The organism is Agromyces binzhouensis (genome assembly GCF_042672355.1).
Taxonomy (GTDB): domain Bacteria; phylum Actinomycetota; class Actinomycetes; order Actinomycetales; family Microbacteriaceae; genus Agromyces; species Agromyces binzhouensis.
Genome location: NZ_JBHXVJ010000005.1, coordinates 140737 through 164130, shown reverse-complemented (window position 1 = coordinate 164130; position 23394 = coordinate 140737). Strand labels below are relative to the sequence as shown.

Below are 23394 nucleotides of genomic sequence, written 5' to 3'. Positions count from 1 at the left end.
CCCGGCCACCCACCCCGTTCCACGAACAGCGAGGTAGAGCACCACGTGTCCGACTCATCGAGCGTGTCCGCCGACCCCGGCTCGAAGCGCCCGCTCCGGATCCTGATCGGCGCCGACACCTTCGCGCCCGACGTCAACGGAGCCGCCCGCTTCGCCGAGCGGCTCGCCGCCGGACTCGTCGAGCGCGGCCACGACGTGCACGTCGTCGCCCCCGCCGCGAGCCGCAAGCACGGCACGTGGAAGGAGGTCCACGAGGGACAGGAGCTGACGGCGCACCGACTGCTGAGCTGGCGCTGGTACCCGCACGACTGGCTCCGCTTCGCACTGCCGTGGCGGATCAAGCAGAACAGCGCGCGGATCCTCGACGAGGTGAAGCCCGACGTCGTGCACTTCCAGTCGCACATCGTGGTCGGCCGCGGCCTCTCGATCGAGGCCGCGAAGCGCGGCATCCGCATCGTCGGCACCAACCACTTCATGCCCGAGAACATGCTCGAGTTCACGCTCATCCCGAAGGCGTGGCAGGACTGGGCCGTCGGGCTCGCCTGGAAGGCCGCCCGACGCACGTTCGGCCGCGCCGAGTCGGTCACGACGCCGACGCGACGCGCGGCCGACTTCCTCGAGAAGTACACGGGGCTCCACGGGGTGCACGCCATCTCGTGCGGCATCGATGCGCACAAGTACTCGCCGAACTGGGAGCCGCGCACCGAGAACCGCATCGTCTTCGTCGGCCGCGTGACCGGTGAGAAGCAGATCGACGTGCTCCTCCGCGCCGTCACGCTCCTTCCCGCCGAGCTCGACGTCAAGGTCGACATCGTCGGCGGCGGCGACCAGAAGCGCAACCTCGAGCACATGGCCGTAGAACTCGGCATCGCCGACCGGGTGACCTTCACCGGCTACGTCACCGACGAGGAGTTGCGCGATGCCTACCACCGGGCGTCGGTGCTCGCGATGCCGTCGATCGCCGAACTGCAGAGCATCGTGACGATGGAGGCGATGGCCTCCGCGCTGCCCGTCGTCGCCGCGAACGCGATGGCGCTGCCGCATCTGGTGCACGACGGCGAGAACGGATTCCTGTTCGAACCGGGCAGCGCCGAGGACCTCGCCGCGAAGCTCCGCACCGTGCTCGAGGCATCGCGCGACGACTACAACGCCATGAAGTCGCAGTCGCTGAAGCTCATCAAGGCGCACGACATCACGCGAACCCTCGACACGTTCGAGAGTCTGTATCGTGGTGAGCGCGTGACCGATCCGGTCACCGAGTCGATCCCGGTCATCGTGCCGGAATGAGGTGGCTCGCGGGGCGGTAGCTCAGCCGGTTAGAGCAGTGGACTCATAATCCATCGGTCACGGGTTCAAGTCCCGTCCGCCCTACGATTTGCGCTCGGCTAGGCCCCCCTCGAACGCCGTCGGCCGTGCCGTCAGCGCGTCGGATCGAGACGGACCCGCCGCACCGACCGACCGACGGGTCGTGGCTCCAGCGCTCGCGGCCGCGATCACCCCGACGTTCAGCTCACGGATTCGACCGGGGCTGCGAGTGCCGACTTCGTGATCCCGAAGCGCAGGTGGCCCTTCTCGAGATGCGCGCCAACGGGCCCGTCCCCGGCGCGGCTGGTCGACCGTGCGCGTGCCTCAGCGGGGCCGCCGTGCGGCACCCCGCGCGGAGCCCGAGATCCGCTGCCGGCGCCTCGAGACGAGCAGTGCGCCGAGCCACATGAGGACCAGGGCGCCGACGATCCAGAATCCGACCGCGTTCAGCTCCACGCCCGCGGCCGACCGCCACAGGTCTCCGCCGAGGCCGAGTTCGTCGCCGAACAACGCGACGATCTGGATGGTTCCTACGGCGACGGCGACGACCACGGAGATCGCGGTGATGGCCAGGTTGTAGCGGACCTTGCGTGCACCGTCCGCGAGCGCCCACCCGTACGCGTATCGCATCAGCACCCCATCGGCGGTGTCGAGGAGCGACATGCCTGCGGCGAAGAGCAGCGGCAGGGCCAGTAGCGAGTACCACGCGAGATGGGATGCGGTGCTGGTCGCGGCCAGGACGAGCAGGCCCACCTCTGTCGCGGTGTCGAATCCGAAGCCGAAGAGCACGCCGACTGGGTACATCTGCCAAGGCGCCCGGATCGCCGTGATCACGGGTGAGAGGAGCCGGGTCAGGGGACCGCGGGTCGCGCCCTCGGTCGGCATCCGCCTCGTCGTCTCGCCGGAGCGCGCCTGCCGGTGCGTACGCCACGTCGATGCCAGCAGGACGACGTTGATCGCCGCGATGACGTAGAGGAACAGGCCCGACACGGTGGCTCCCACGATGCCGGTGACCCTGTGCAGCGCGGAGTCGTCGTCGCGCAGCGAGCCGGCGAGCGCATCGACCCCGAGCGCGAGGAGCACCACGAGCGCCAGCACGACCGTCGAGTGGCCCAACGAGAACCAGAAGCCCACCGACACGGGCTTCCGGCCGTCGTCGAGCAGCTTCCGGGTGGTGTTGTCGATCGCCGCGATGTGGTCGGCGTCGAACGCGTGCCGGAGGCCGAGCACGTAGGCGGTGACCCCCATTCCGACGCCGAGCGTCGTGCCGGCGACCGTCCCTCCCTCGCCACCGGCGAAGAGCAGGCCGAACCCCGCGAGGTGCAGGGCGAGGATCGTCACGAGCATCCCCGCGAGCGCGAGACCGGTCCGGTGGCGAAGCGGATGCCTCGACGCGACGGCGTCACGGTCCCGACCCGGCGGGATCCGAGGGCGCGCGATCGGTTCCGTGGTGAGACGCGTCATTCGATCGACCTCGCCGGATCGACCTCACGGGGCGGAGACCCCCCGCTCGCGGGTGCAGGCGCGACCGCGGTCGCGGCGACGCCGCCGATCGACCTGGCTCCCGTAGACCACCTCGCCCAGACGTCGTCGAGGCGGGACTCGTGGGTCTGGTCGCCGAGATGCCGCGCCACCGCTCCGGGCTGGTCGAGCTGCATCGCGCCGGGCTCCGCCCCGGGCCGGAATCCGACCGCGACGACCGCATCGAGGACGCGTGCCGGGCCGAGCACGCCCGGCTCCGGCGCCGATCCGTCGACCTCGAGTGTCTCGAAGAGCACCGGGCCGTCGGCATCCGTGATCGAGACCTGCGAGGTGAGGGTCCCACCCGTCTCACCCTGTCGTCCCAGCACGATGGTCTCGCGGATGACGGCCCTCGCGCCCGTGTCGAGCCCGAGTTCCGTGCGGCGCTCGACGCGCGCGCCCTCGGCGACGACCAGCGGGAGGGCGCGCCAGAGGAGCGTTCCGCCAGACCCGACCCCCGCATCCAGCGTCCACCGGGATGCCGCGCCCGTGGCGGGGTAGGCGACCGTGCCGCCGACGTCCTCGAGTTCGAGCGTGCTGTCGGGCCCGACGTCCACTTCGACGTGCACGACGTCGCCGCCCAGGAGAAGCATGCCGGCGGCGGAGACGGCGACATGGGCCGAGTTCGAGGTCCGGCTGACGAGTCGCGGCGCCAGCGAGCCGACGACCAGGTCGACGTGCGCCCGGGGATCACCGGCCCGTACCGCGATCCGGGTGGTCGTCATTTCCGAGCGGGCGAGTGGACGTGGACCTCGTCCGCCGAACTCGACTCGTGCTCGTGCTCGCTCGCCGCGCCGTGGGTGTGCACGAAGCCGCCCCCTGGGTGCTCCTCATCGGCGTGGAAGTGCGGTGCCATGGGACCCGGGTCCTGCGGCACGTGCGTACCGCGTCGGTGGCTCTCGAGGACGCCGAGCACCCAGGTTCGAAGCGCGGCGACGGACGCGGCATCCGTGCGCGACAGCGCGAGCACCGCGCGACCGTCGCGCGCCTCCGAGGCGTCGGCCACCATCTGCGGCACGTCGACGCCGACGTAGGGTGCCAGGTCGGTCTTGTTCACCACCAGCAGGTCGGCTCGGCCGATGCCCGGGCCGCCCTTGCGGGCGACGTCGCCGCCGCCGGCGACGTCGAGCACGAAGATCTGCGCATCGACGAGTGCCGGCGAGAACGTGGCCGTCAGGTTGTCGCCTCCGGACTCGATGAGCACGACGTCGAGGGGAGCGAAGTCGCGCTCGAGGTCCTCGGCGGCGAGCAGGTTCGCGGTGATGTCGTCGCGGATCGCGGTGTGCGGGCATGCGCCGGTCTCGACCGCGCGGATGCGCTCCGGCTCGAGCACTCCTGCCGAGCGGAGGAATCGTGCATCCTCGTCGGTGTAGATGTCATTGGTGATGACGCCCAGTCGGAGGTCGTCGGCCAGGGAGCGGCACACGGTCGCGATGAGCGAGGACTTGCCGGTCCCCACGGGGCCGGCGACGCCGAGTCGAAGGGCGCGGTCGGCGGGGGTGATGTCAGGCACGGAAGAGCCTCCTGGTGGTCACGGCATGGGCTTCCGCCCACGCCTCGGCGTACGGCGCACTCGCCGCGGGGATCTGGTGGGTGGCGGTGATCGTCGAGACCGCGGCCACGTGCGGCTCGATCGACGAGCAGGCCTCGAGCACCATCGCGACCCCGTCCGCGGGATCGCCGGGTTCGAGCTTGAGCAGGGCCGCCACCGCGCAGGCCAAGTCGTCGTAGACGGTCAGGCGGACCAGGCTCTCGGCGTCCATCCCCGCGTGGGCGGCGATCGCACCGAGCACGAGCGGCCTCGGCGGGGAGTGGTCGAGACCGGCGAGCGAGGAGCGCACGTCGGGCCAGATCCGCCCGGCGAGGCGGAGCAGGCCGCGACCGAGGTCCTCGGAGGCATCCCGGATCGCACGGCTCGGCGTGCGTGCGGCCCAGGCCCGCTCGATCGGCGCGACCGGCAGGCAGTCGAGGGCCGAGTGCCGCGCGACCACCGCGGTGCCGGCATCCACCAGGCCCGTCGTCCTCGCCCTGGCGCGCAGGAACGCCGGCACGTCCGCGACCGGCATCCCCGCCAGGAGCGCCGGCTCCACCCCGGACGACTGCGCATGCCCGCCGCTGGGGAGGCGCGCATCCGCGAGGAGGAGCGTGATCGTCTGCGGTGCTGGCTGCATCAGAAGAGGTTGTACAGCTGGGCCAGGGGGAGCGACGCGGCGGGATCGGGCCCGACGTCGTCGCCGTCGATCGAGATCTCGAACGTGTCGGGACGGATGCGGATCGCGGGCAGCGCGTCGTTGTTCCGCATCTGCGCCTTGCCGATCCCGCGCGTGGGCTCGACCGCCGCGAGGCGTCGGCGCAGCCCCAGCTCGTCGGCGAGGCCGGCGTCGAGGGCAGCGGGCGAGACGTAGCTCACCGAGAGGTCGGCGCCGATCGCCTCGCCGAACGCCGGCCGTTGGAGCACCGGCTGCGGCGTGGGGATGGACGCGTTCGGATCGCCCAGGCTCGCCCAGGCGATGGTGCCGCCCTTGACCACGACGGCGGGCCGGACGCCGAAGAACTTCGGCTCCCAGATCGCCAGGTCCGCCATGCGGCCGACCTCGATCGAGCCGACGTCGTAGGCGATCCCATGCGCGACCGCCGGGTTGATCGTGTACTTCGCCACGTAGCGCTTGGCACGCTCGTTGTCGGCCGGCATCCCGCCGCCGAGCGGACCGCGACGATGCTTCATCACGTGCGCGACCTGCCAGGTCCGCGTGATCACCTCGCCGATGCGACCCATCGCCTGCGCGTCCGACGACGTGATCGAGAGCGCGCCGAGGTCGTGCAGGATGTCCTCCGCGGCGATCGTGGTGGCGCGGATCCGGGACTCCGCGAACGCGAGGTCCTCGGGCACGGCCGGATTGAGGTGGTGGCAGACCATGAGCATGTCGAGATGCTCGGCGACCGTGTTCACCGTGTGGGGGAGCGTGGGGTTCGTCGAGCCCGGGATGACGTTGGGGTGACTCGCCAGCGTGAGGATGTCGGGCGCGTGACCGCCGCCCGCACCCTCGACGTGGAAGGCGTGGATCGACCGGCCGGCGATCGCGGCGATCGTCGACTCGACGAAGCCCGCCTCGTTCAGCGAGTCGGAGTGCAGCGCCACCTGCAGCCCCCACTCGTCGGCACCGCGGAGCGCCGCATCGATGGCGGCGGGGGTCGAGCCCCAGTCCTCGTGGACCTTGTACCCCGCTGCGCCCCCTATCGCCTGCTCGCGCAGCGCCTCGGCGGAGACCGTGTTGCCCTTGCCGAGCAGGAGCAGGTTCATCGGGACGGCGTCCAACGCCCGGTGCATCTGCCCGAGGTGCCAGGCGCCCGGCGTGACCGTCGTCGCCTTCGACCCCTCCGACGGACCGGTGCCGCCGCCGACGATGGTGGTGATGCCGGTGGCGAGGGCCTCGTGCAGCTGCGAGGGCGACAGGAGGTGGACGTGGGAGTCGATCGCGCCGGCCGTGACGATGCGGCCCTCGCCGGAGATGACGTCGGTCGACGGACCGATCGCCATGCCCTCCGAGATGCCGTCGCTGACATCCGGATTGCCCGCATGGCCGATGCCGACGATGCGTCCGTCGCGGATGCCGATGTCACCTCGCACGATGCCCCACCAGTCGAGGATGATCGCGTTCGTGATCACGGTGTCGAGGGCGCCCTCGGCCCGCGTGGTCACTCCCTGCGCCATGGACTCGCGGATCGACTTGCCGCCGCCGAAGATCGCCTCCTCGCCGCCGACGGTGAGATCCTGCTCGATCTCGATGTACAGGTCCGTGTCGCCGAGCCGCACCTGGTCGCCCGCCGTCGGCCCGTAGATCGCGGCGTAGCGCTCGCGACTAATCCTCACCATCGAGTGCCCCCTCGGCATCGGTCTTGATCTGGATCCCCGGGATCCGGCGCCGACCGCGGAACGCGACGGCATCGAGTTCGCGGGAGGCGCCGGGCTCGAACCGCTGCGACGTGCCTGACGGGATGTCGAGCCGGAAGCCGCGGGCGAGCGCGCGGTCGAACTCGAGCGCGGCGTTGGCGTCGGGAAGATGCAGGTGGGAGCCGATCTGCACCGGCCGGTCGCCGGTGTTGACGATGACGAGCCTGATGCGCTCGTCCGGACTCCGGTCGGCGTTGAGCTCGATCTCGCCCGGCCGGATTCGGTACGCGCCGGGACCGGCGTTCGCGGTGGAGGCCACGGGACTCCTTCAGTCGATGGGGTGGTGGAGGGTGACGAGCTTGCGCCCGTCGGGGAACGTCGCCTCGACCTGGACGTCGGTGATCATCTCGGGGACGCCCGCCATGACCTGCTCACGAGTGAGCACCCGTCGGCCGGCGTCCATCAGTTCGGCGACGCTCCGGCCCTCCCGCGCTCCCTCGATCACCCAGCAGGAGAGGAGGGCGACCGTCTCGGGATGGTTCAGCGCGATGCCGCGGTCGAGGCGATCACGCGCGATCATCCCCGCCACGGCGAGCATGAGCTTCTCGGTCTCAGCGGGTGTGAAATGCATGACATCCCTTCGTTCCTCGCTCGTCGTGCCCTGTCGTCGGCGCCCTCGCGGCGACCGGGCGCGCGTGCGGGTTGTCCATAACGTAGACCAGCCCCGCCGGTTCCAGCACCGTGGGTCTCGGTCCGGAGGGGTCGCGGGCGCGGCCGAACGCCCGTCGTTCCTTGGACTTCGCAGGGGGACGGGCCGGTCCGTGCGGAAGGACTGTTTACAACGACGTCATGTTCGGGAAATCGCGATGGAACGCCGCGCCTCCATGGTGAGACCATCTCCAGCGCGCGACGGTGATCCGTCGCCATGAAGATCTGGGTCGATCGTCCGGGACGCCGGCGTCTGCTCGGGTAGCACCATGAACGCAGCGTGACAGCACCATGAGTAGCACCCGATGGCGGTCGTCCACTCGTCGATGTTCGGCGTCGTGCGTGCCCCGTCGGTTCCCTCGCACCCACAGTCATCGAATGGAGCCCTCCATGCTCAACACCAGCAGACGGCGCGTGAAAACGCTCCTGGCCACCGGCGCGATCGCCGCGACCGCGGCACTCGTGCTCTCCGGTTGCGGGAGCCGCGCCGACGATGCGACCGCGGCAGCTGCAGGGAGCAGCTGCATCGACACCTCGGGCGACACCATCAAGCTCGGCTTCCTCAACTCGCTCACCGGCGGCATGGCGATCTCCGAGAAGACCGTCTCCAACGTGCTGCACATGGCCGCGGATGAGATCAACGCCGACGGCGGCATCCTCGGCAAGCAGATCGAGTACATCCAGGAGGACGGGGCGACCGACTGGCCGACCTTCGCCGAGAAGACCGAGAAGCTGCTCACCCAGGACTGCGTCGCCGCGATCTTCGGCGGCTGGACCTCGTCGTCCCGCAAGGCCGTGAAGCCGGTCGTCGAGGAGCTCAACGGGCTCTTCTTCTATCCGGTGCAGTACGAGGGACTCGAGGCATCCCCGAACATCTACTACACGGGCGCCACGACCAACCAGCAGATCATCCCGGCGATGGACTTCCTCGCCGCCGAGGGGGTGAAGACGCTCTTCCTGGCCGGGTCCGATTACGTGTTCCCCCGGACCGCGAACGCGATCATCAAGCTCTACGCGGCCGAGCTCGGGATCGAGATCGTCGGAGAGGAGTACGTGCCCCTCGACAAGGACGACTGGACCACCCAGGTGGCGAAGATCGCCGCGGCGAAGCCGGACTTCGTCTTCAACACGATCAACGGCTCGTCGAACGTCGGCTTCATCAAGGCCTACTACGACGCGGGTCTCACCCCAGAGACCACTCCGATCATCTCGGTCTCGATCGCCGAGGAGGAGGCGCCGGCCATGGGGCACGAGGTCACGGGCAACTACGCCTCGTGGAACTACTTCCAGTCGCTCGACACCCCCGACAACCCGAAGTTCATCGAGGACTGGAAGGCCTACCCCGGCAGCAGCGGCGTGACGTCCGACCCGATGGAAGCCGCATACATCTCGCTGTACCTCTACAAGGCCCTCGTGGAGAAGGCCGGCTCGTTCGAGGTCGACGCGGTCAACGCCGCCGCTGCGGAGGGCGGCATCACCTTCGACGCGCCGGAGGGGACCGTGACCCTGAACGGCGACAACCACCACATCTCGAAGCCGGGTCACATCGGCAGGATCAACGCGGACAACCAGTTCGACATCGTCTGGGAGTCGGACGGGTTCATCGAGCCCGACCCGTTCCTCGACGGCTACGACTGGTTCCCCGCCGACGTCCGCGACGCGCTGGTGGCTTCCGCGGGCTGATCGTCCCGACTCCCCGCGGGGTTCCGTGCCGCGAACGGCACGGAACCCCGCGCACTCCGATCAGCATCTCCGTCGCTCACCCCACACAGGAAGTTGCCGTACGTGGACGAACTCCTCCCGCCACTGCTCAACGGGACGGCTCTCGGCGCATTGCTGCTGCTGGCAGCGCTCGGCCTCACCCTCACCTTCGGCCAGATGGGGGTGATCAACATGGCGCACGGCGAGTTCATCATGGCCGGCGCCTTCGTCGCCTACGTGACGCAGCAGGTCATCCCCTCCAGCGACCTCTCGATCCCGCTGGCACTGCCGCTCGCGTTCGTCGTCGCGGGGTTCCTCGGGCTCCTGCTCGAGGTCACCATCATCCAGTGGATGTATCGCAGGCCCCTCGACACGCTCCTGGCCACGGTCGGCGTGGCCCTGATCCTCCAGCAGGCCGCGCTGCAGATCTTCCCCGCACAGGGCGTCCCCGTGGAGAAGCCGTCGTGGCTGGACGGGCAGATCGACGTCCTCGGCTACGAGTGGCCGCTCCGCCAGGTCTTCACCATCGTCCTCGCCGCGGCCTGCGTGGCCGCGTTGGCCGCCTGGCTCAAGTACTCGTCCTTCGGTCGACGGATCCGCGCGACCGTCCAGAACCGGGACCTCGCGGAGACCAGCGGCGTCGCCACCCGCTCCGTGGACCGGATCACCTTCTTCGTCGGCTCCGGCCTGGCCGGGGTCGCCGGCGTGGCCGCATCGCTGATCGGGGGCACGAACTCCCAGATGGGCGTGCAGTACATCATCCCGGCATTCCTCGTCGTCGTCGCCGGCGGCATCGGCCAGATCGCGGGCACGGTCATCGCCGCGCTCGCGGTCGGCATCGCGATGACGTTCTTCGCCTACTGGACGAGCGGGAGCCTGGCGCAGGTGCTCGCATTCGTCCTCGTGGTGATCTTCCTGCAGATCCGCCCGCAAGGCCTGTTCACCGTCCGCACCAGGGGGTTGGCATGACGAAGTTCACGACGAGGCTCCCGCTCATCGGCATCGGCGTGTTCGCCGTGCTGCTGCTGGTCGTCGCTCCCGCCGTGCTCTCCGAGCACTGGATCAGCAACCTCGGGAAGTACTGCTGCCTCGCGATCGCGGCCGTCGGGATCGGCCTGGCGTGGGGTCGAGGCGGGATGCTGGTCATGGGCCAGGGGGTGTTCTTCGGACTCGGCGCCTATGCGATGGCCATGCACCTCACGCTGGAGACCGCGGGACCCGGCGCGCTTCCCGGGTTCATGATCCTGTACGACCCGCTCGCTCCGCTCCCGGCGTTCTGGGAGCCCTTCCGGAGCGAGGTCTTCACGCTGGTGGCCATCGTGCTGCTCCCCGTGATCGTCTCGGCGATCCTCGGGTACGCGCTCTTCAAGCGCCGGGTGAAGGGAGCGTACTTCGCGATCCTGACGCAGGCCCTCGCCGTGGCGCTCGCCGTCCTGATCAGCTCGACGATCCGCGAGACCGGGGGCGACACCGGACTCAGCAACTTCAAGTACTTCTTCGGCTACGTGCTGAACGACGAGGCGAACAAGCTCATGGTCTACCTGATCGCCGCGGCGCTGCTCGTCGTCTGCCTCCTCGCAGTCTGGCAGTTCAACCGCAGCCGGTTCGGCGAGTTGCTGGTCGCAACGCGGGACGCCGAGGAGCGCGTCAGGTTCCTCGGGTACGACCCGGCCAACATCAAGCTCTTCGCCTTCGTGGTCGCCGCCGTGATGGCCAGCATCGGCGGCGCGATGTTCGTGCCGATCGTCGGCATCATCACGCCGCAGGAGATCGGCGCCTCCGCCTCGATCCTCATGATCGCGGGTGTGGCGCTGGGCGGACGAGCCTCGCTCTTCGGCCCGGCACTGGGGGCCATGGCGATCGGATGGGGTCAGTCGAGCCTCGGCTCCAGCTGGCCCGAGGGGTGGATCTACATCCTCGGCCTGATCTTCATCTTCGTCATCCTCTTCCTTCCCATGGGGTTGTCCTCGTTGTTCGACCGCGCGAAGGGCCTGATCCGGCGCTCGAGCGACGAGCCCGGTCCCGCGACACCCGAACTCCAGGAGGTGGTGAAGTGAGCGTTCCCGGCGCCTCGCTCGTCGTGAGCGACCTGCACGTGCAGTTCGGCGCGTTCGTGGCGGTCCACGACGTCTCGTTCGATGCGCATCCCGGCGAGGTCCGGTTCCTCATCGGCCCGAACGGCGCAGGGAAGACGACGTGCATCGACGCCATCACCGGGCTCTCGAAGGGCACCGGAACGGCGAGGTTCGGCGACAAGGAACTGCTCGGCTCGCCCGCCCAGAAGATCGTGCGGCTCGGCGTCGGTCGCACGTTCCAGACCGCCAGCGTGTTCGCGCAGCTCTCGGTGCTGCAGAACCTCGACATCGCGGCCGGCCTGCGGCGTTCCCCGCTGACGCTGCTGCGTGCACGGCGCGGCGTCGACGCCTCCGTGGAGCGGGCCCTGGAGGAGACCGGACTGGGCACCGTGCGCGACCTGCCGGCGGGCATGCTCTCGCACGGCCAGAAGCAGTGGCTGGAGATCGGGATGCTGCTGGTACAGGACGCGAAGGTGCTGCTGCTCGACGAGCCCGTCGCGGGGATGAGCCAGGACGAGCGCACCGCCACCGGGGAACTGCTCGGGCGGGTCGCCGCGAATCGCGTCGTGGTCGTCGTCGAGCACGACATGGACTTCATGCGGAGCTTCGCGACCAGGGTGACCGTGCTGCACCAGGGACGCGTGCTGAGCGAGGGATCGGTCGCGGAGATCCAGGCCGATCCCCGCGTGCAGGAGGTGTACCTCGGCACCGCGGGGGCACTCAGCGGTGCACTGGCACCCGGAGCAGAGGAGGTGGACTGATGCTCGAGATCGTCGACATCGACGCCGGCTACGGCGGAACGAAGGTGTTGCACGGGGTCTCCATCCCCGGCTCCGCGAACATCGTCGCCGTGCTCGGCCACAACGGCGCAGGCAAGACCACGTTGCTGCGCGCCACGATCGGTCTCATCCGACCCACCCGCGGCACCGTGCGCTTCGACGGCGAGGACGTCACGCACCTCGCACCCAACCGCCGTGTGCAACGCGGCATGGCCTACGTGGCGCAGGGGCAGCAGTCGTTCGAGCAGCTGACCACGCTGGAGAACCTCCAGCTCGTCGCCGACGGCAGGCGCAACGGCAGGTCGAAGATCGCCGAGATGCTCGAGCGGTTCCCGGCACTCGCGCAGTTCGCCACGCGGAAGGCCGGGTTGCTGTCGGGCGGCCAGCGACAGCAGCTGGCGATCGCCCGGGCGCTGATCACCGAGCCGAAGCTCCTCATCCTGGACGAACCGACCGAGGGCATCCAGCCGACCATCGTGGCCGAGATCGAGCAGACGATCATCGGGCTCGCCGAGGGCGGACTCAGCGTGCTGCTGGTCGAGCAGCACATCGGCTTCGCGCTGGAGGCGGCGGAGCACTACGTCGTGCTGGCGTCGGGACGGGTGGCGCAGGAGGGGACCGGCGGCGCGGCCGCGATGGGCTCGGTGCGGGCGGCGATGGCGATCTGACCCGTCGTCTGAGGCCGGAGCGGCGTCGCCGCGCGCTCAGCGCGCGGCGACCGGGGGTCGTGCGATCTCGCCCCGTGTGCCACGGTGGAGGCACTGACCGGGAGGCCACGATGCCGAGCCAAGAGCAGCTGAGGGACTACGCGCGCGTTGCGATCGAGGTGGGGCTGGGGGTGGAACCCGGCGAGCGGGTGCTCATCGCGGCGCCCGTCGTGCGACCCGAGTTCGCGCGGATGGTGGTCGACGCGGCCTACGACGCAGGGGCGATCTCAGCCGACGTGCTCTGGTTCGACGATGCGGTCGACCGGTCGCGGTTCACCCACGGCTCGGCCGAGGCCGCCGGCGCGCTGCCGGGGAGCGCCCTGTTCCGCCTCGCCGACTTCGAGGCCGGCGCCTCGTTCCTGCGCATCCACGCGGCCGACCCGGCCAAGTTCGCCGGGGTCGACCAGGCTCTCGTACAGCAGCAGAACCGACGCGAGATGGAGTACATCCGACCCCAGATGGAGGCGATGGGCATCGGGCACGTGCCCTGGACGGTCGTCGGGGTGCCCATCCCCGCGTGGGTGTCGAGCGTGTTCCCCGACGATGACGCCGAGGAGGCGGAGGAGCGCCTGTGGCAGGCGATCCTCCGCGCCACCCGCATCGACACGCCGGATCCGGTCGCCGGCTGGCGCGCGCACATCGCGGACCTGGAGGCGAGGGCCGCGCACCTCGACTCACGCGACTACCGCCGGCTGCGCTACGAGGGCCCCGGGACCGACCTCGTGCTCGGCATGACGGATCGCGCCCGCTGGGGCGGCGGCGGCATGACGACCCCCGCCGGGAAGCGTTTCGCACCCAACCTGCCGACCGAGGAGGTGTTCACCTCCCCGCATCGGATGAGGGCGGAGGGCACGGTCCGCGCGACGAAGCCGCTGAGCTACTTCGGCGACCTCATCGAGGACTTCTCGTTCGAACTCTCGGAGGGGAAGGTCGTCGGTTCGCATGCCGGCGTCGGCGAGGCGACGCTGCGGGCGATCCTCGGCAGCGACGAGGGAGCCGTGCGCTTCGGCGAGGCCGCGATGGTGCCGCAGTCGGGCGCGGTGGCCGCCGAGCGCCTGGTGTGGAAGAACATCCTCTACGACGAGAACGACGCGTGCCACATCGCCCTCGGACAGTCGTACGCGTCCTGCTACGACGGCGCAGACGCCCTGAGCCCCGACGAGCGGCTCGGGGTCGGCCTCAACCGCAGCTCGGTGCACGTCGACTTCGTGCTCGGTTCCCCCGAACTGAGCGTCTTCGGCGTGCTCGACGACGGCAGCGAGGAGCCGATCATCGCCTCCGGCGAGTGGGGGTTCAGCGTCTGAGGCGGTGACGGATCGAGGCATCCCGACGAGTCGACACGACTCACTCGTGTTCGGGGAGCATCGGCGGTGACCAGCCCGGATCGCGACCGAGGTGAGCGGCGCGGGCGACGGATGCCGCGCCGAAGCGATCGCGGACCGCGTCGAGCACCGTGTCGAGGCGGGCCCCGTCCTCCCAGTCGATCGGGAGCTCGGGTTGGAGGCTGTCGGCGCGTGCCAACTGCGACAGCGAGACGCCGATCAGGGTGATGCCGCGTTCGGCGATCTCGGCCTTCGCCCCGCCGAGGAGGTCGCGTGCGACGGCCAGCAGCACGGCGGTGCGGTCGGTCGCGGGGTGGATGGAGTGCGATCGCGTGGCCCTGGTGAAGTCGCCGAAGCGAAGCCGCAGCACGACCGTCCTGCACACCCGATCGCCGTCGCGCAGGCGTCGCGCGAGTCGATCGACGATCTGGGTGAGGATGAGCTCCAGTTCCTCGGCCGGGCGCGGGCGACTGCCGAGCGCCCGTTGCGAGCCGATCGAAGCGCGGCGGCGAGTGGTGTCGACGGGACGTGGGTCGCGGAGCCTGGCCAACGCGTGCAGGTGCGCGCCGACCGCCTTCCCCAGCAGCTGCTCTGCGGCCACGGCCTCGAGTTCAGCCAGTTGTCCCACGGTGCGGATGCCGAGCCGGTGCAGCTTCTCGGCGGTGACCGCGCCGACGCCCCACAGCCGCTCCACCGGCAGTGGGAGCAGGAACGCCTGCTCCCGGTCGGGCTCGACCACGAGCAGCCCGTCGGGCTTGCTGACGGCACTGGCGACCTTGGCGAGGAACTTCGTCCGTGCGATCCCGACGGAGATCGCCAGACCGACTTCGGCACGGACCCGCTCACGCAGTCGCACCGCGATCTGCTCGGGCGTGCCCGCGATGCGCCGGAGCCCTCCGACCTCCAGGAACGCCTCGTCGATCGAGAGCCCCTCGACGAACGGGGTCGTATCGCGGAAGATCGCGAACACGGCACGACTGGCCGTCGAGTAGGCCTCCATCCGCGGTGGGACCACGACAGCACCGGGGCACAGGTCGCGCGCCTGGCGGCCGCCCATCGCGGTCCGCACGCCGTAGGCCTTCGCCTCGTAGCTCGCCGCCAGCACGACCCCGCCGCCGACGATGACGGGTCGCCCGCGCAGCTCGGGCGCGTCACGCTGTTCGACGGACGCGTAGAACGCGTCGAGGTCGGCGTGCAGCACGGTCGCCTCGCCCCGCATCCCGACCTCCCGCCGATCGCCCGTCACGCGGATCGTCGCACGCACCGCGGACACCGGAGGCCCCGTTTCCGCGGGATCCCTTCAGTGGGCGACACGGAGGATCCAGTCCTGCGGGGCCGAGCTGGGGCGTCCTGCCCGGGTATGACCGCGCGCACGAACGCGACGGTTCCGACGCGCAGACGGCGGGGAAGTGGATCACCGAAGCCAAGCGCAACGGCGTGGTCGGCTCGCTCGCCGAGGAGCGCTCGCGCGCGCTGCGTGAGATCCAGGAGGACTGAGCCAGGCTGACTGACCCGTCGGCGCCGGTCGTATGGTCGGGACGGGAGATCCCGCGCAGGGTCGACTGCGTTCAGGACGGGCGAGCCGCGGCATCCGCCCCTCGGATCAGGGCGCGCACGAACGCGACGACCGCCGCGATGATGCCGATCGCGGAACCCACGATGGCCAGGATGAGCAGCGTGCGCACGACGATCTCCCACGGGAAGGTCGAGGTGCCGAAGTCGAACGGGAACACCGCCCAGAGCTGGATCGTCGCGACGAGGCCGACGCTGGTCGTCACGAGGTCGCCGAGTGCCTTGAGCCAGGCCCGATCGAAGACGAGGTTGACGACGTTGACGACGACCCCGGCCGCGAGCGACGCGTTGATCCACGGCAGCACGTCCAGGGTCTCGGCGGTGAGGAAGGGCAGGACCTGCCATCCCGGCCAGACGTTGCCCAGGAAGAGCAGCAGCAGGTTGACGAACGCCGCGACCGCGTAGCCGAACCGCCGCGCGGCGGGGCTGAGCGGCTCACGCCGTCGTGGCGTCCGGCGCCGGGTCTCGGGCGGGTCCGCAGTCATGCCCCCCAGCATCCCGGACGCCCGCGTCGCGTTCAGGGCCGAACGGCCTTCGCGTGCGAGGGCACCCAGGTCTCGGCCGACGCGGAGCGAACGTCGCCGCGACCGCGAGACGGCGCGGCCGCGCCATGCCGCTCAGCGATGCCGCGTCGAGCGGCGGATCTCCGCGGCGTAGTCGTCGAGTACGTCGAGGATGCCGGTGTGCTGCCAGACCCGATTGCGCGCCCGTCCGGAACGCTCGACGAGGATGCCGCGTTCGACGAGGGTCTCGATCGTGCGCTTGGCGGTGACGTCGTTGAAGCCGAGCTCACGCGTGAGGTACCGGCTGTTGACGATCGGCTGGGCGATCAGGCGAGGGAGGAGCGCCCACGCCTTCGAGACCGACCTGACGCCGGCGAGCTTCTGCCGGGAGGCCTCGAGCTGGTCGGCGAGGGCGTCGACCAGGGCGCGGCCGGAGGTCGCCGCATAGCGGGAGGCGTCGGCGAAGCTGTGCGCGATCGGACCGGCGTCGCCGTCGCGGAACGCCCGCAGCGCGTCGAAGTACCGGCCCACGTCGACGAGCAGGCCTGCTGAGAGCGGCACGGTGGTATGGGTGGCGAGTCCCTTGTTGCGGAGCATCGCCTGGGCGAGCGCGCGGCCGGTGCGGCCGTTGCCGTCGACGAACGGGTGGATGGACTCGAACTGAGCGTGCGCGACGGCGATCTGCAGGAGCGCGGGCAGGTCGACGCGGCTGGCGAAGGCCACCAGGTCGTCGATCGCTTCCGGGATCCGGTCCGGTTGCGGCGCGATGTAGTCCGCACCGCGCGGTCCGGCGTTGTCGCGACCACCGATCCAGACGAGTTCGGTCCGGAATGTGCCGGCCTGGTCTTCGAGCCCGACCTGACGGCGGAGGAGCTCGCGATGCATCGCCAGGATGCTGTCGGCGTCGAGATGCTCGGACAGCGCGATCGCCGCCTCCATCGCGCGAACGTTGCCGATCACGGTGGCGGCGTTCGCGCGATCGCCCTCCTCGATCTCGGCGAGAGCGAGCTGGCGGGCCGAGGCGGTCAGCTGCTCGATCTGGCTGCTCGAGGCGCTCTCGGTGCGGAGCAGGATCGCCGACATCGGTCCGAGTGCGGGATGCTCCGCTCCGAGGCGGATGAGGGCGTACCGGTCGAAGTCTGCGAGCGCCAGGGCAGCCTCCTCGATGTCGGCCGTGTCGATGCCCGAGAGTCGAGGCGACCACCCGGCGATGCTCGCCGTCCGCGCGGAGAGGTACGGACCCGTCTGGCGGCGGACCTCGGCGTTGGAGAAGCCCGCCGGATTCCGGGGCCGCCACTCGCGCGGCTCGGCGGCGGTCGGGGGGATCGCGATCCGGAGGCTCGCGACATCCGGCATCTCACCCTCATCTGAAGCCATGGGTGAAGTTTACCTACATATAACTCGCTATGTGTAAGTAACAGTGAGATCCACCTGCGGTCGAAGGATGCCGCGGAGCTGCCTCAGCGGACCGCGGCCGCCTCCACCTCCGGCGCGTCCGAGAACGCGAGCTTCGGCACGAAGGCGAGCACCACCGCTGCCGCCGCCGCGGTGAGGCCGCACACGAGCCAGACGGTCACGTACCCGGCGAAGCTGCCGGCGGTGCCGGTCGCCGCCTCGCCGGCCGCGCCGAGGAGCGCGATGCCGAACACGCAGGAGGCGATCGCCCCGCCGACGGTCTTCACCGAGTTGGTGAGCCCAGTGGCGACGCCGGTCTGCTGCGTGGGAGCCGCGGCCGCGGCGGCGGCCGGCAACGCTGCGACGAGCGCTCCCGAGCCGATGCCGGCGATGATCATGTTCGTCAGCGCCTGCCAGTAGGCGTCATGGAACGGCAGGAAGAGCAGGTAGCCGAGGGACACGAGCGAGCTCGCCCCGATGAGCGCCACGCGAGGCGACACCCAGCGGGTGACGAACGGGAACAGCATGGCGCCGACCACGAGCGAGAGCACGTACGAGCCGATCAGCAGCGAGGTCTGGAAGCTCGTCGCGCCGAGGCCGTACCCGTACGTCGCGGCATCCGTCCTCGCGAACGTCGAGAGGGGCGCCTGCGCGCCGAGCACGCTGACGCCGAACAGGCCTGCGGTGAGGAAGACCGGCCAGAGGGCCGGCGAGCGGAACATGCGCACGTCGATGAGCGGGTCGGGATGCCGCAGCTCGAAGCGCACGAATGGCACGACGAGGAGCAGGCCGAGCGCGACGAGCGACCACGAGAGCAGGTCGCCCGGGCCGTTCAGGCGCATGAAGCTGAGACCGCCCGTGAGCGCGATGAGCGCGAGCGAGATGAGCACGAGCCCGCCGGTGTCGAGCGTGCCGCCCGTGAGGTCGGGCGACTCCTTCACGCCGAACAGGATCACGAAGAAGCATGCGATCACGGCGACGGCGGGCACGAGCAGGAGCACCCGCATCGGGAGGGCTTCGGCGAGCGCGCCCGCCGAGAGCGCCCCGGCGATGGCGCCGAGCTCGAGGGCGGCGACGAGGAGTCCGGCCGCCCGACGCGTCATGGCCGCCGGACGATCGGCCGAGCGGCTTCGCGACCAGACGAGCGCGATCTCCAGCGGGAGCCAGACCACGTAGAACCCCTGCAGCGCCCACGCGACGAGGAACACCCAGAACTGGTCGGTGAAGGCGAGCGCCGTGGAGGCGACCGCCGTGATCGCCGTCGACCACACCAGCATCCGCTTGTGGCCGACCATGTCGCCGAGCTTGGCGAACGCGGGCACGACGAGGGCCGAGAGCATGAGCTGCGACCCCTCGAGCCAGTTCACGTCGGCGTCGTGGACCCCGAGGTGCCGGGCGATGTCGGTGAGCAGGGGCGTGTAGTAGCCCTGGATGATGCCGCTCGTGAACTCCACGAAGGCGAGGAAGCCGACGATCGCGGCGACGGGTCCGAGCTTCGCAGCGCGCGTCATGGCGGGTCCTTCGGGTCGTGCGGGTGCAGGGTGGTGGTCCCGGGGTGGATTCACCCTAGTGGGTCGGATGTCTCATTCCGGCAACGAACGGATGAGCGCCCGGTGGAACCGCTCGCCGCGTTCGAGGCTGTCGATGCTGACGTGCTCGTCGACGCCGTGGACGGACGCGCGCTGCGCCGCGCTCATGGCGAGCGGCGCGAACCGGTAGACCGCGGGCGCGTAGCGATGGAAGTGGCGCGAATCCGTCGCGGCCATCATCAGGTAGGGCGCGGTGATCGCCTCGGGGTAGGAGGCGGCGACCGCGTCGGCGATCGCGGCGAACTGCGGTCCACCGGTCGGCGACTCGGGCGACGGGGCGTAGCCCTCGACGACCTCGATCTCCACGTCGCGGTCGCGGATGGCGCGCCGCAGTCGCCGCACGACCGAGTCGACGTCCTCGCCGATGGCGACGCGCAGGTTGACGGTGGCCGAGGCGCGCGCCGGCAGCACGTTCGCCGCGCTGCCGCCGTCGAGCATGGTCGGGGCGACCGTCGTGTGGACGAGCGCGGCGGGTTCGCCGCCGAGACGCCCGAAGACACGGGCCGTGAGCCAGGGGAGTGCGGTGAGCACGCGGAGCAGCAGCCGCGCACCGCCGCGCGCGTGGGGCGTGAAGCTCGCGAGCATGGCGCGCATCGACGGCGGCATCCGCTTGGGGAACGGGTTGGGGTCGAGCCTCGCGACCGCGCGGGCGACGCGCGCAGCCGCCGTGAGCCGCGGCGGCGCCGAGGCATGGCCGCCCTCCCCGCGTGCGCGGAGCCGGACGGTCATCACGCCCTTCTCGCCGACGCCGACCATCGCCGCCGGCACCTTCAGGAATGGCAGCGGCGCATCGACGACGGCACCGCCCTCGTCGAGCACGAGCCAGGGGATGACGCCGCGCCGCTCGAGCAGTGCGGCTGCGGCGACCGCGGCGTCGCCGTACGATTCCTCGTTGCCGCCGAACGAGAGGTACACGTCGCGAGCCGGGACGAAGCCCTCCGCGAGCAGGTTCTCGACGGCCTCGAGCACGACCAGCAGCGGGCCCTTGTCGTCGAGGCTGCCCCGACCCCACACCGACCCGTCGTGGATGCGCCCGTCGAAGGGTGGGAACGTCCATCCGTCGTCCGCGTCCGCCGGGACGACATCGAAGTGCGCCATCAGCACGACGGAGTCGCCGTCGCCCCGACCGCGCCATCGGTAGAGCAGGCCGAGGTCGGTCACGCGCTCGAACGAGAGGTGCTCGTGGACGAGCGGGTACAGCTCGGCCAGCAGGTCGCGGAAGCGATCGAAGTCGGCGATGCCGCGCTGGTCGAGTTCGGCGGAGACCGTCTCGAGCCTGATCATGCGCGCAAGTCGCTCGGGGGCGCCGGGGCGGACCGCGGGGGAGTGGGACATGCGTCCCACACTAGGCCGCCGACCGCGGCCGGCCGACCGATCACCCCCGCGCGGGGCACGGACGGATCGCGGCGCCCGGTGGGACAATGACTCCGATGAGTGGCGTCCCCACGGCAGCCATGATCGGACGCGAGCCCGAGATGCACGCGCTCCGAGCGGCGTACGTGCGCTCCCGCGACGGCGATCCATCCGTCGTCGTGATCGGCGGCGAGGCAGGCATCGGCAAGACGCGACTGGTCGAGGAGTTCCTCCGCGTCGTCGACGGCGACGCGCTGGTGGCGCGCGGTCAGTGCGTCGAGCTCGGTGACGACGGGGCGCCGTTCATCCCGATCCGCGCGGTGATGCGCTCGATCGTCGACCTCGCCGGAGCGGACGCCGTGCGCACCGCCGCCGGCGCAGCGCTCGACACGCTCGCGCCGCTGCTCCCCTCGGAGATCGGCGGGGGTGCGCCGGAGGCGGACCTGCGCGTCGGGCGGCTGCACGACGAGTTCACCCGGATGGTCGAGCGCGTCTCGGACCTCGAACCCGTCGTGGTCGTCGTCGAGGACGTGCACTGGGCGGATGCACCGACCATGCAGTTGCTGCGGTACTTCGCGCGCATGCTCCACGACGGCAGGGTGATGCTCGTCATGACCGCACGAACGGCGGAACTGCCACGACGCCATCGACTCAGGGAGGACCTCGCCGAGCTCGAGCGGCTCCGCTCGGTCTCGGAGCTCGAGCTGCCGCGACTGTCCCGCGACGAGGTGTCGCGGATGGTCGCGACGTCGGCGGCCGCATCGGATTCCGAGGAGCTCTTCGAACGCAGCGGCGGCGTGCCGTTCTTCGTCGAGGAACTGCTCGGGGCGGGCACGGACGGTGCGCTCCCGCGACGGCTGAGCGACCTGCTCGCCGCGCGCTACGAGCGCGCCTCCGGCCCCACGCGCGCCGTCCTGCGACTCATGGCGGTCGGCGGTGCACGTGCCGAGCACGACCTGCTCGAGGAGGTGTACGGCGGTGACCCGATCGACCTGGACGCCGCCATGCGCGAGGCCGTCGAGGTGGGCCTCGTCGTCGCCGACGAGTCCGGCTACGCGTTCCGCCACGCACTGGTGCGCGAGGTGGTCGAGGCGGAGCTGCTGCCCGGCGAGCGGGCCAGGCATCACGCCACCTACGCCCGCGTGCTCTCGGACGGCCCCGCTCGGCCCGGACTCTCGGTCGAGGTGTCGACGCACTGGCTCGCCGCGCGCCGCTTCCCGGAGGCGTTCGATGCGGCGGTCGCGGCGATGGAGGAGGCGTCGGCGAGCTACGCGCTCACGACGGCGGCCGCCATGGGGGAGCGGTGCCTCGACCTGTGGGAACTCGTCGACCGACCCGAGGACCGCGCGGGCGTCGACCGCGCCGGGATGGCGGGCCGGACCGCGCGAGCGCATCGTCGCGCGGGCGACATGGAGCGCTCGGTTGCGCTGGCCGACCTCCAGATCTCGCTGGCGCACCCGGACGACCCCGTCGAGCTCGCGGACCTCCTGTTCGAGAAGGCCCTCGGCATGGGCCTGATGGGGATGCCGGGTGCGGCCGACGTGCTCCTCGAGGGCCTCGAGCTGGTCGCCGAGCGGACGGACCCCCGCGCCCTCGCGGTCAGGGCGCGCCTGCGTTCGGAGTTGGCCGCACGCCGCATGCTCGCGGGTGACCTTCGGGAGGCCGTCGACCAGGGCATGCTCGCCGTCGCGGACGGGCTCGCGGCCGGCGAGGGCGGACGGCGCGCCGCCTCGATCGCCGCCAACATCGCGGCGACGACCATGGCCGACCTCGACGACGCCGGGCCGGAGGACGTCGAACGCTCGCTCGAACTGTTCGAACGGGCGCGCGAGTACGCCGGAGACGACTGGGACGCCCGAGTCCGCCTCGCCATCAACCGATCGGACACCTTGATCAAGCTGGGCCGGTACCGCGACGCGCTCGAGGTCGCACAGGAGGCGCTCGACGAGGCACGTCGTCGCGGCGAGGAGGGGAACGTCGGAGCCATCCTCGCGACCAACGCGATCGAGCCGCTCATCGCGCTCGGCGACTGGGATCGCGCGCGGACCCTGGTCGATCGGGCCCTGCGATACGAGACGCCGCTCGTGTTCCGCCTCGGCCTCGAGGACCTGAAGCTCGTGCCCTTGATCTGGTCCGACGCGATCGATGACGCGCGCGACTTCGTCGACCAGATCCGGGAGCGGCACGAGGACCTCGCCCGGGTCGACCGCCAGATCGAGTTCGGCTGGGTGAGGGACCAGTGCGAGCTGCACCTCGCGCTCGACGAGCCCGAGCGCGCGTGGGCCGCCGTGGAGCCGCTGCTGTGGGACGGCCGCACCGAGCGGCCGACCGACCGCATGCGCCTGCTCGCTTTCGCGGCGCGTGCGCATCGTGCCATGTCGCGCCGAGGACACGAACCCTCGCGGACGGAGGAGGAGATCCGGTCGGCGATCGCGGAGTTCGAGGCGTGGGAGCCCGGTGCGGTGTGGAGCGAGCTGTGCGGGGCCGAGATCGCCGTCGACCTCGAGGAGCGCATCGCGCGGTTCGGTCGTGCCGCCCAACTGTTCGAGTCGGGCTCCGGATGGCGCCATCTCGCCGGATACGCCCTCGTCCAGCGCGCGATCGCCGAGCTCGAGGCCGGGGACCGCACGGCGGCCGAGCGGAGCCTCGACGCGGCGCGCGCGTCGGCGGCCGGCATCGGCGCGCACCTCGTCACCAGGATGGCCCACGAGGTCGCCGCACGCGGGCGGCTCGGCGGGGAACGATCGGGCGGCGGCGACGAGCTGACCGCCCGCGAGCGACAGGTGCTCGAGCTCGTCGCTGACGGCCTCTCCAACCGGCAGATCGGCGAGCGGCTGTTCATCAGCACGAAGACCGTGTCGGTGCACGTGTCGGCGATCCTGCGGAAGCTCGGCGCCGCGAGCCGCACCGAGGCCGCGGCGATCGCGCGGTCGCAGGGCATCGCACGCGCATCGGAAGCCGGCTGAACGAGG

At 70.9% G+C, this 23394-nt stretch carries 20 protein-coding genes and 1 tRNA gene; 9 read left to right on the top strand and 12 right to left on the bottom strand.

Annotated elements, in window-relative coordinates; all coding sequences use genetic code 11:
• The first annotated feature begins 45 nt into the window (after nucleotides 1-45).
• A complete protein-coding gene (locus ACFVHK_RS10315) occupies nucleotides 46-1287 on the top strand; it encodes a glycosyltransferase (RefSeq protein ID WP_376928730.1) in 1242 nt (413 codons plus the stop codon).
• Nucleotides 1288-1297: 10 nt separating this feature from the next.
• A tRNA-Ile gene (locus ACFVHK_RS10310) sits at nucleotides 1298-1371 on the top strand.
• Between the two features lie 258 nt (nucleotides 1372-1629).
• Here the strand turns inward: ACFVHK_RS10310 and ACFVHK_RS10305 are convergent.
• From ACFVHK_RS10305 to ACFVHK_RS10275, 7 genes are all read right to left on the bottom strand, one after another.
• Nucleotides 1630-2652 carry a HoxN/HupN/NixA family nickel/cobalt transporter gene (locus ACFVHK_RS10305; protein ID WP_376928882.1) on the bottom strand — a complete coding sequence of 341 codons (1023 nt, stop codon included), beginning with the start codon at nucleotides 2650-2652 and terminating at the stop codon, nucleotides 1630-1632.
• Between the two features lie 113 nt (nucleotides 2653-2765).
• A complete protein-coding gene (locus ACFVHK_RS10300; protein WP_376928729.1) occupies nucleotides 2766-3551 on the bottom strand; it encodes an urease accessory protein UreD in 786 nt (261 codons plus the stop codon).
• On the bottom strand, nucleotides 3548-4339 hold the full coding sequence (gene ureG, locus ACFVHK_RS10295; protein ID WP_376928728.1) for an urease accessory protein UreG: 792 nt from the start codon (nucleotides 4337-4339) through the stop codon (nucleotides 3548-3550). The genes ACFVHK_RS10300 and ureG overlap by 4 nt, the downstream gene beginning before the upstream one ends.
• Nucleotides 4332-4997, bottom strand: coding sequence for an urease accessory protein UreF (locus ACFVHK_RS10290; RefSeq protein WP_376928727.1), 666 nt, complete (start codon nucleotides 4995-4997; stop codon nucleotides 4332-4334). Before ACFVHK_RS10290 ends, ureG begins: the two co-directional genes overlap by 8 nt.
• A complete protein-coding gene (locus ACFVHK_RS10285; protein ID WP_376928726.1) occupies nucleotides 4997-6700 on the bottom strand; it encodes an urease subunit alpha in 1704 nt (567 codons plus the stop codon). The genes ACFVHK_RS10290 and ACFVHK_RS10285 overlap by 1 nt, the downstream gene beginning before the upstream one ends.
• Nucleotides 6687-7037 carry an urease subunit beta gene (gene ureB, locus ACFVHK_RS10280; protein ID WP_324613022.1) on the bottom strand — a complete coding sequence of 117 codons (351 nt, stop codon included), beginning with the start codon at nucleotides 7035-7037 and terminating at the stop codon, nucleotides 6687-6689. The genes ACFVHK_RS10285 and ureB overlap by 14 nt, the downstream gene beginning before the upstream one ends.
• 9 nt (nucleotides 7038-7046) lie before the next feature.
• Complete coding sequence (locus tag ACFVHK_RS10275; RefSeq protein WP_376928725.1) at nucleotides 7047-7349, bottom strand: urease subunit gamma; 303 nt, start codon at nucleotides 7347-7349, stop codon at nucleotides 7047-7049.
• A gap of 491 nt (nucleotides 7350-7840) precedes the next feature.
• On the opposite strand from ACFVHK_RS10275, the gene urtA reads away from it, so the two are divergent.
• The 6 genes from urtA to ACFVHK_RS10245 all read left to right on the top strand — a co-directional run bounded on the left by urtA (nucleotide 7841) and on the right by ACFVHK_RS10245 (nucleotide 13992).
• Nucleotides 7841-9109, top strand: coding sequence for an urea ABC transporter substrate-binding protein (gene urtA / locus ACFVHK_RS10270; protein ID WP_324613023.1), 1269 nt, complete (start codon nucleotides 7841-7843; stop codon nucleotides 9107-9109).
• A 102-nt stretch (nucleotides 9110-9211) separates the two neighbouring features.
• A complete protein-coding gene (gene urtB / locus ACFVHK_RS10265) occupies nucleotides 9212-10096 on the top strand; it encodes an urea ABC transporter permease subunit UrtB (RefSeq protein WP_324613024.1) in 885 nt (294 codons plus the stop codon).
• Complete coding sequence (urtC, locus tag ACFVHK_RS10260) at nucleotides 10093-11184, top strand: urea ABC transporter permease subunit UrtC (RefSeq protein ID WP_376928724.1); 1092 nt, start codon at nucleotides 10093-10095, stop codon at nucleotides 11182-11184. Before urtB ends, urtC begins: the two co-directional genes overlap by 4 nt.
• The gene (urtD, locus tag ACFVHK_RS10255; RefSeq protein ID WP_376928723.1) at nucleotides 11181-11963 is read left to right on the top strand and encodes an urea ABC transporter ATP-binding protein UrtD; all 783 of its coding nucleotides are present in this window, start codon (nucleotides 11181-11183) and stop codon (nucleotides 11961-11963) included. The genes urtC and urtD overlap by 4 nt, the downstream gene beginning before the upstream one ends.
• Nucleotides 11963-12649 (top strand): ATP-binding cassette domain-containing protein, encoded by a 687-nt coding sequence (locus ACFVHK_RS10250; RefSeq protein WP_376928722.1) that lies wholly within the window; start codon nucleotides 11963-11965, stop codon nucleotides 12647-12649. Before urtD ends, ACFVHK_RS10250 begins: the two co-directional genes overlap by 1 nt.
• A gap of 110 nt (nucleotides 12650-12759) precedes the next feature.
• Complete coding sequence (locus ACFVHK_RS10245) at nucleotides 12760-13992, top strand: aminopeptidase (RefSeq protein ID WP_376928721.1); 1233 nt, start codon at nucleotides 12760-12762, stop codon at nucleotides 13990-13992.
• Nucleotides 13993-14032: 40 nt separating this feature from the next.
• On the opposite strand, the gene dinB is transcribed toward ACFVHK_RS10245, so the two are convergent.
• From dinB to ACFVHK_RS10220, 5 genes are all read right to left on the bottom strand, one after another.
• On the bottom strand, nucleotides 14033-15229 hold the full coding sequence (gene dinB, locus ACFVHK_RS10240; RefSeq protein ID WP_376928881.1) for a DNA polymerase IV: 1197 nt from the start codon (nucleotides 15227-15229) through the stop codon (nucleotides 14033-14035).
• Between the two features lie 349 nt (nucleotides 15230-15578).
• Nucleotides 15579-16067 (bottom strand): hypothetical protein, encoded by a 489-nt coding sequence (locus tag ACFVHK_RS10235; protein WP_376928720.1) that lies wholly within the window; start codon nucleotides 16065-16067, stop codon nucleotides 15579-15581.
• A gap of 132 nt (nucleotides 16068-16199) precedes the next feature.
• Entirely contained in the window at nucleotides 16200-17462 is a 1263-nt protein-coding gene (locus tag ACFVHK_RS10230) for a Fic family protein (protein WP_376928719.1), read from the bottom strand.
• 83 nt (nucleotides 17463-17545) lie between these two features.
• Nucleotides 17546-18991 carry an MFS transporter gene (locus ACFVHK_RS10225; RefSeq protein WP_376928718.1) on the bottom strand — a complete coding sequence of 482 codons (1446 nt, stop codon included), beginning with the start codon at nucleotides 18989-18991 and terminating at the stop codon, nucleotides 17546-17548.
• Nucleotides 18992-19063: 72 nt separating this feature from the next.
• Nucleotides 19064-20404: a M20/M25/M40 family metallo-hydrolase gene (locus ACFVHK_RS10220; RefSeq protein WP_376928717.1), complete on the bottom strand. Its 1341-nt coding sequence runs from the start codon at nucleotides 20402-20404 to the stop codon at nucleotides 19064-19066.
• 95 nt (nucleotides 20405-20499) lie between these two features.
• Between ACFVHK_RS10220 and ACFVHK_RS10215 the strand changes: the two genes are divergently transcribed.
• The gene (locus tag ACFVHK_RS10215; protein ID WP_376928716.1) at nucleotides 20500-23388 is read left to right on the top strand and encodes a helix-turn-helix transcriptional regulator; all 2889 of its coding nucleotides are present in this window, start codon (nucleotides 20500-20502) and stop codon (nucleotides 23386-23388) included.
• The last annotated feature ends 6 nt before the right edge of the window (nucleotides 23389-23394 follow it).

Coding starts and splice junctions, on each gene's coding strand:
- ACFVHK_RS10305 (WP_376928882.1), bottom strand. CDS start 2,652: ATGCTCGTGACGATCCTCGCCCTGCACCTCGCGGGGTTCGGCCTGCTC.
- ACFVHK_RS10300 (WP_376928729.1), bottom strand. CDS start 3,551: ATGACGACCACCCGGATCGCGGTACGGGCCGGTGATCCCCGGGCGCAC.
- ACFVHK_RS10290 (WP_376928727.1), bottom strand. CDS start 4,997: ATGCAGCCAGCACCGCAGACGATCACGCTCCTCCTCGCGGATGCGCGC.
- ACFVHK_RS10285 (WP_376928726.1), bottom strand. CDS start 6,700: ATGGTGAGGATTAGTCGCGAGCGCTACGCCGCGATCTACGGGCCGACG.
- ACFVHK_RS10275 (WP_376928725.1), bottom strand. CDS start 7,349: ATGCATTTCACACCCGCTGAGACCGAGAAGCTCATGCTCGCCGTGGCG.
- urtC (WP_376928724.1), top strand. CDS start 10,093: ATGACGAAGTTCACGACGAGGCTCCCGCTCATCGGCATCGGCGTGTTC.
- ACFVHK_RS10250 (WP_376928722.1), top strand. CDS start 11,963: ATGCTCGAGATCGTCGACATCGACGCCGGCTACGGCGGAACGAAGGTG.
- ACFVHK_RS10245 (WP_376928721.1), top strand. CDS start 12,760: ATGCCGAGCCAAGAGCAGCTGAGGGACTACGCGCGCGTTGCGATCGAG.
- dinB (WP_376928881.1), bottom strand. CDS start 15,229: ATGCGGGGCGAGGCGACCGTGCTGCACGCCGACCTCGACGCGTTCTAC.
- ACFVHK_RS10235 (WP_376928720.1), bottom strand. CDS start 16,067: ATGACTGCGGACCCGCCCGAGACCCGGCGCCGGACGCCACGACGGCGT.
- ACFVHK_RS10230 (WP_376928719.1), bottom strand. CDS start 17,462: ATGGCTTCAGATGAGGGTGAGATGCCGGATGTCGCGAGCCTCCGGATC.
- ACFVHK_RS10225 (WP_376928718.1), bottom strand. CDS start 18,991: ATGACGCGCGCTGCGAAGCTCGGACCCGTCGCCGCGATCGTCGGCTTC.
- ACFVHK_RS10220 (WP_376928717.1), bottom strand. CDS start 20,404: ATGTCCCACTCCCCCGCGGTCCGCCCCGGCGCCCCCGAGCGACTTGCG.
- ACFVHK_RS10215 (WP_376928716.1), top strand. CDS start 20,500: ATGAGTGGCGTCCCCACGGCAGCCATGATCGGACGCGAGCCCGAGATG.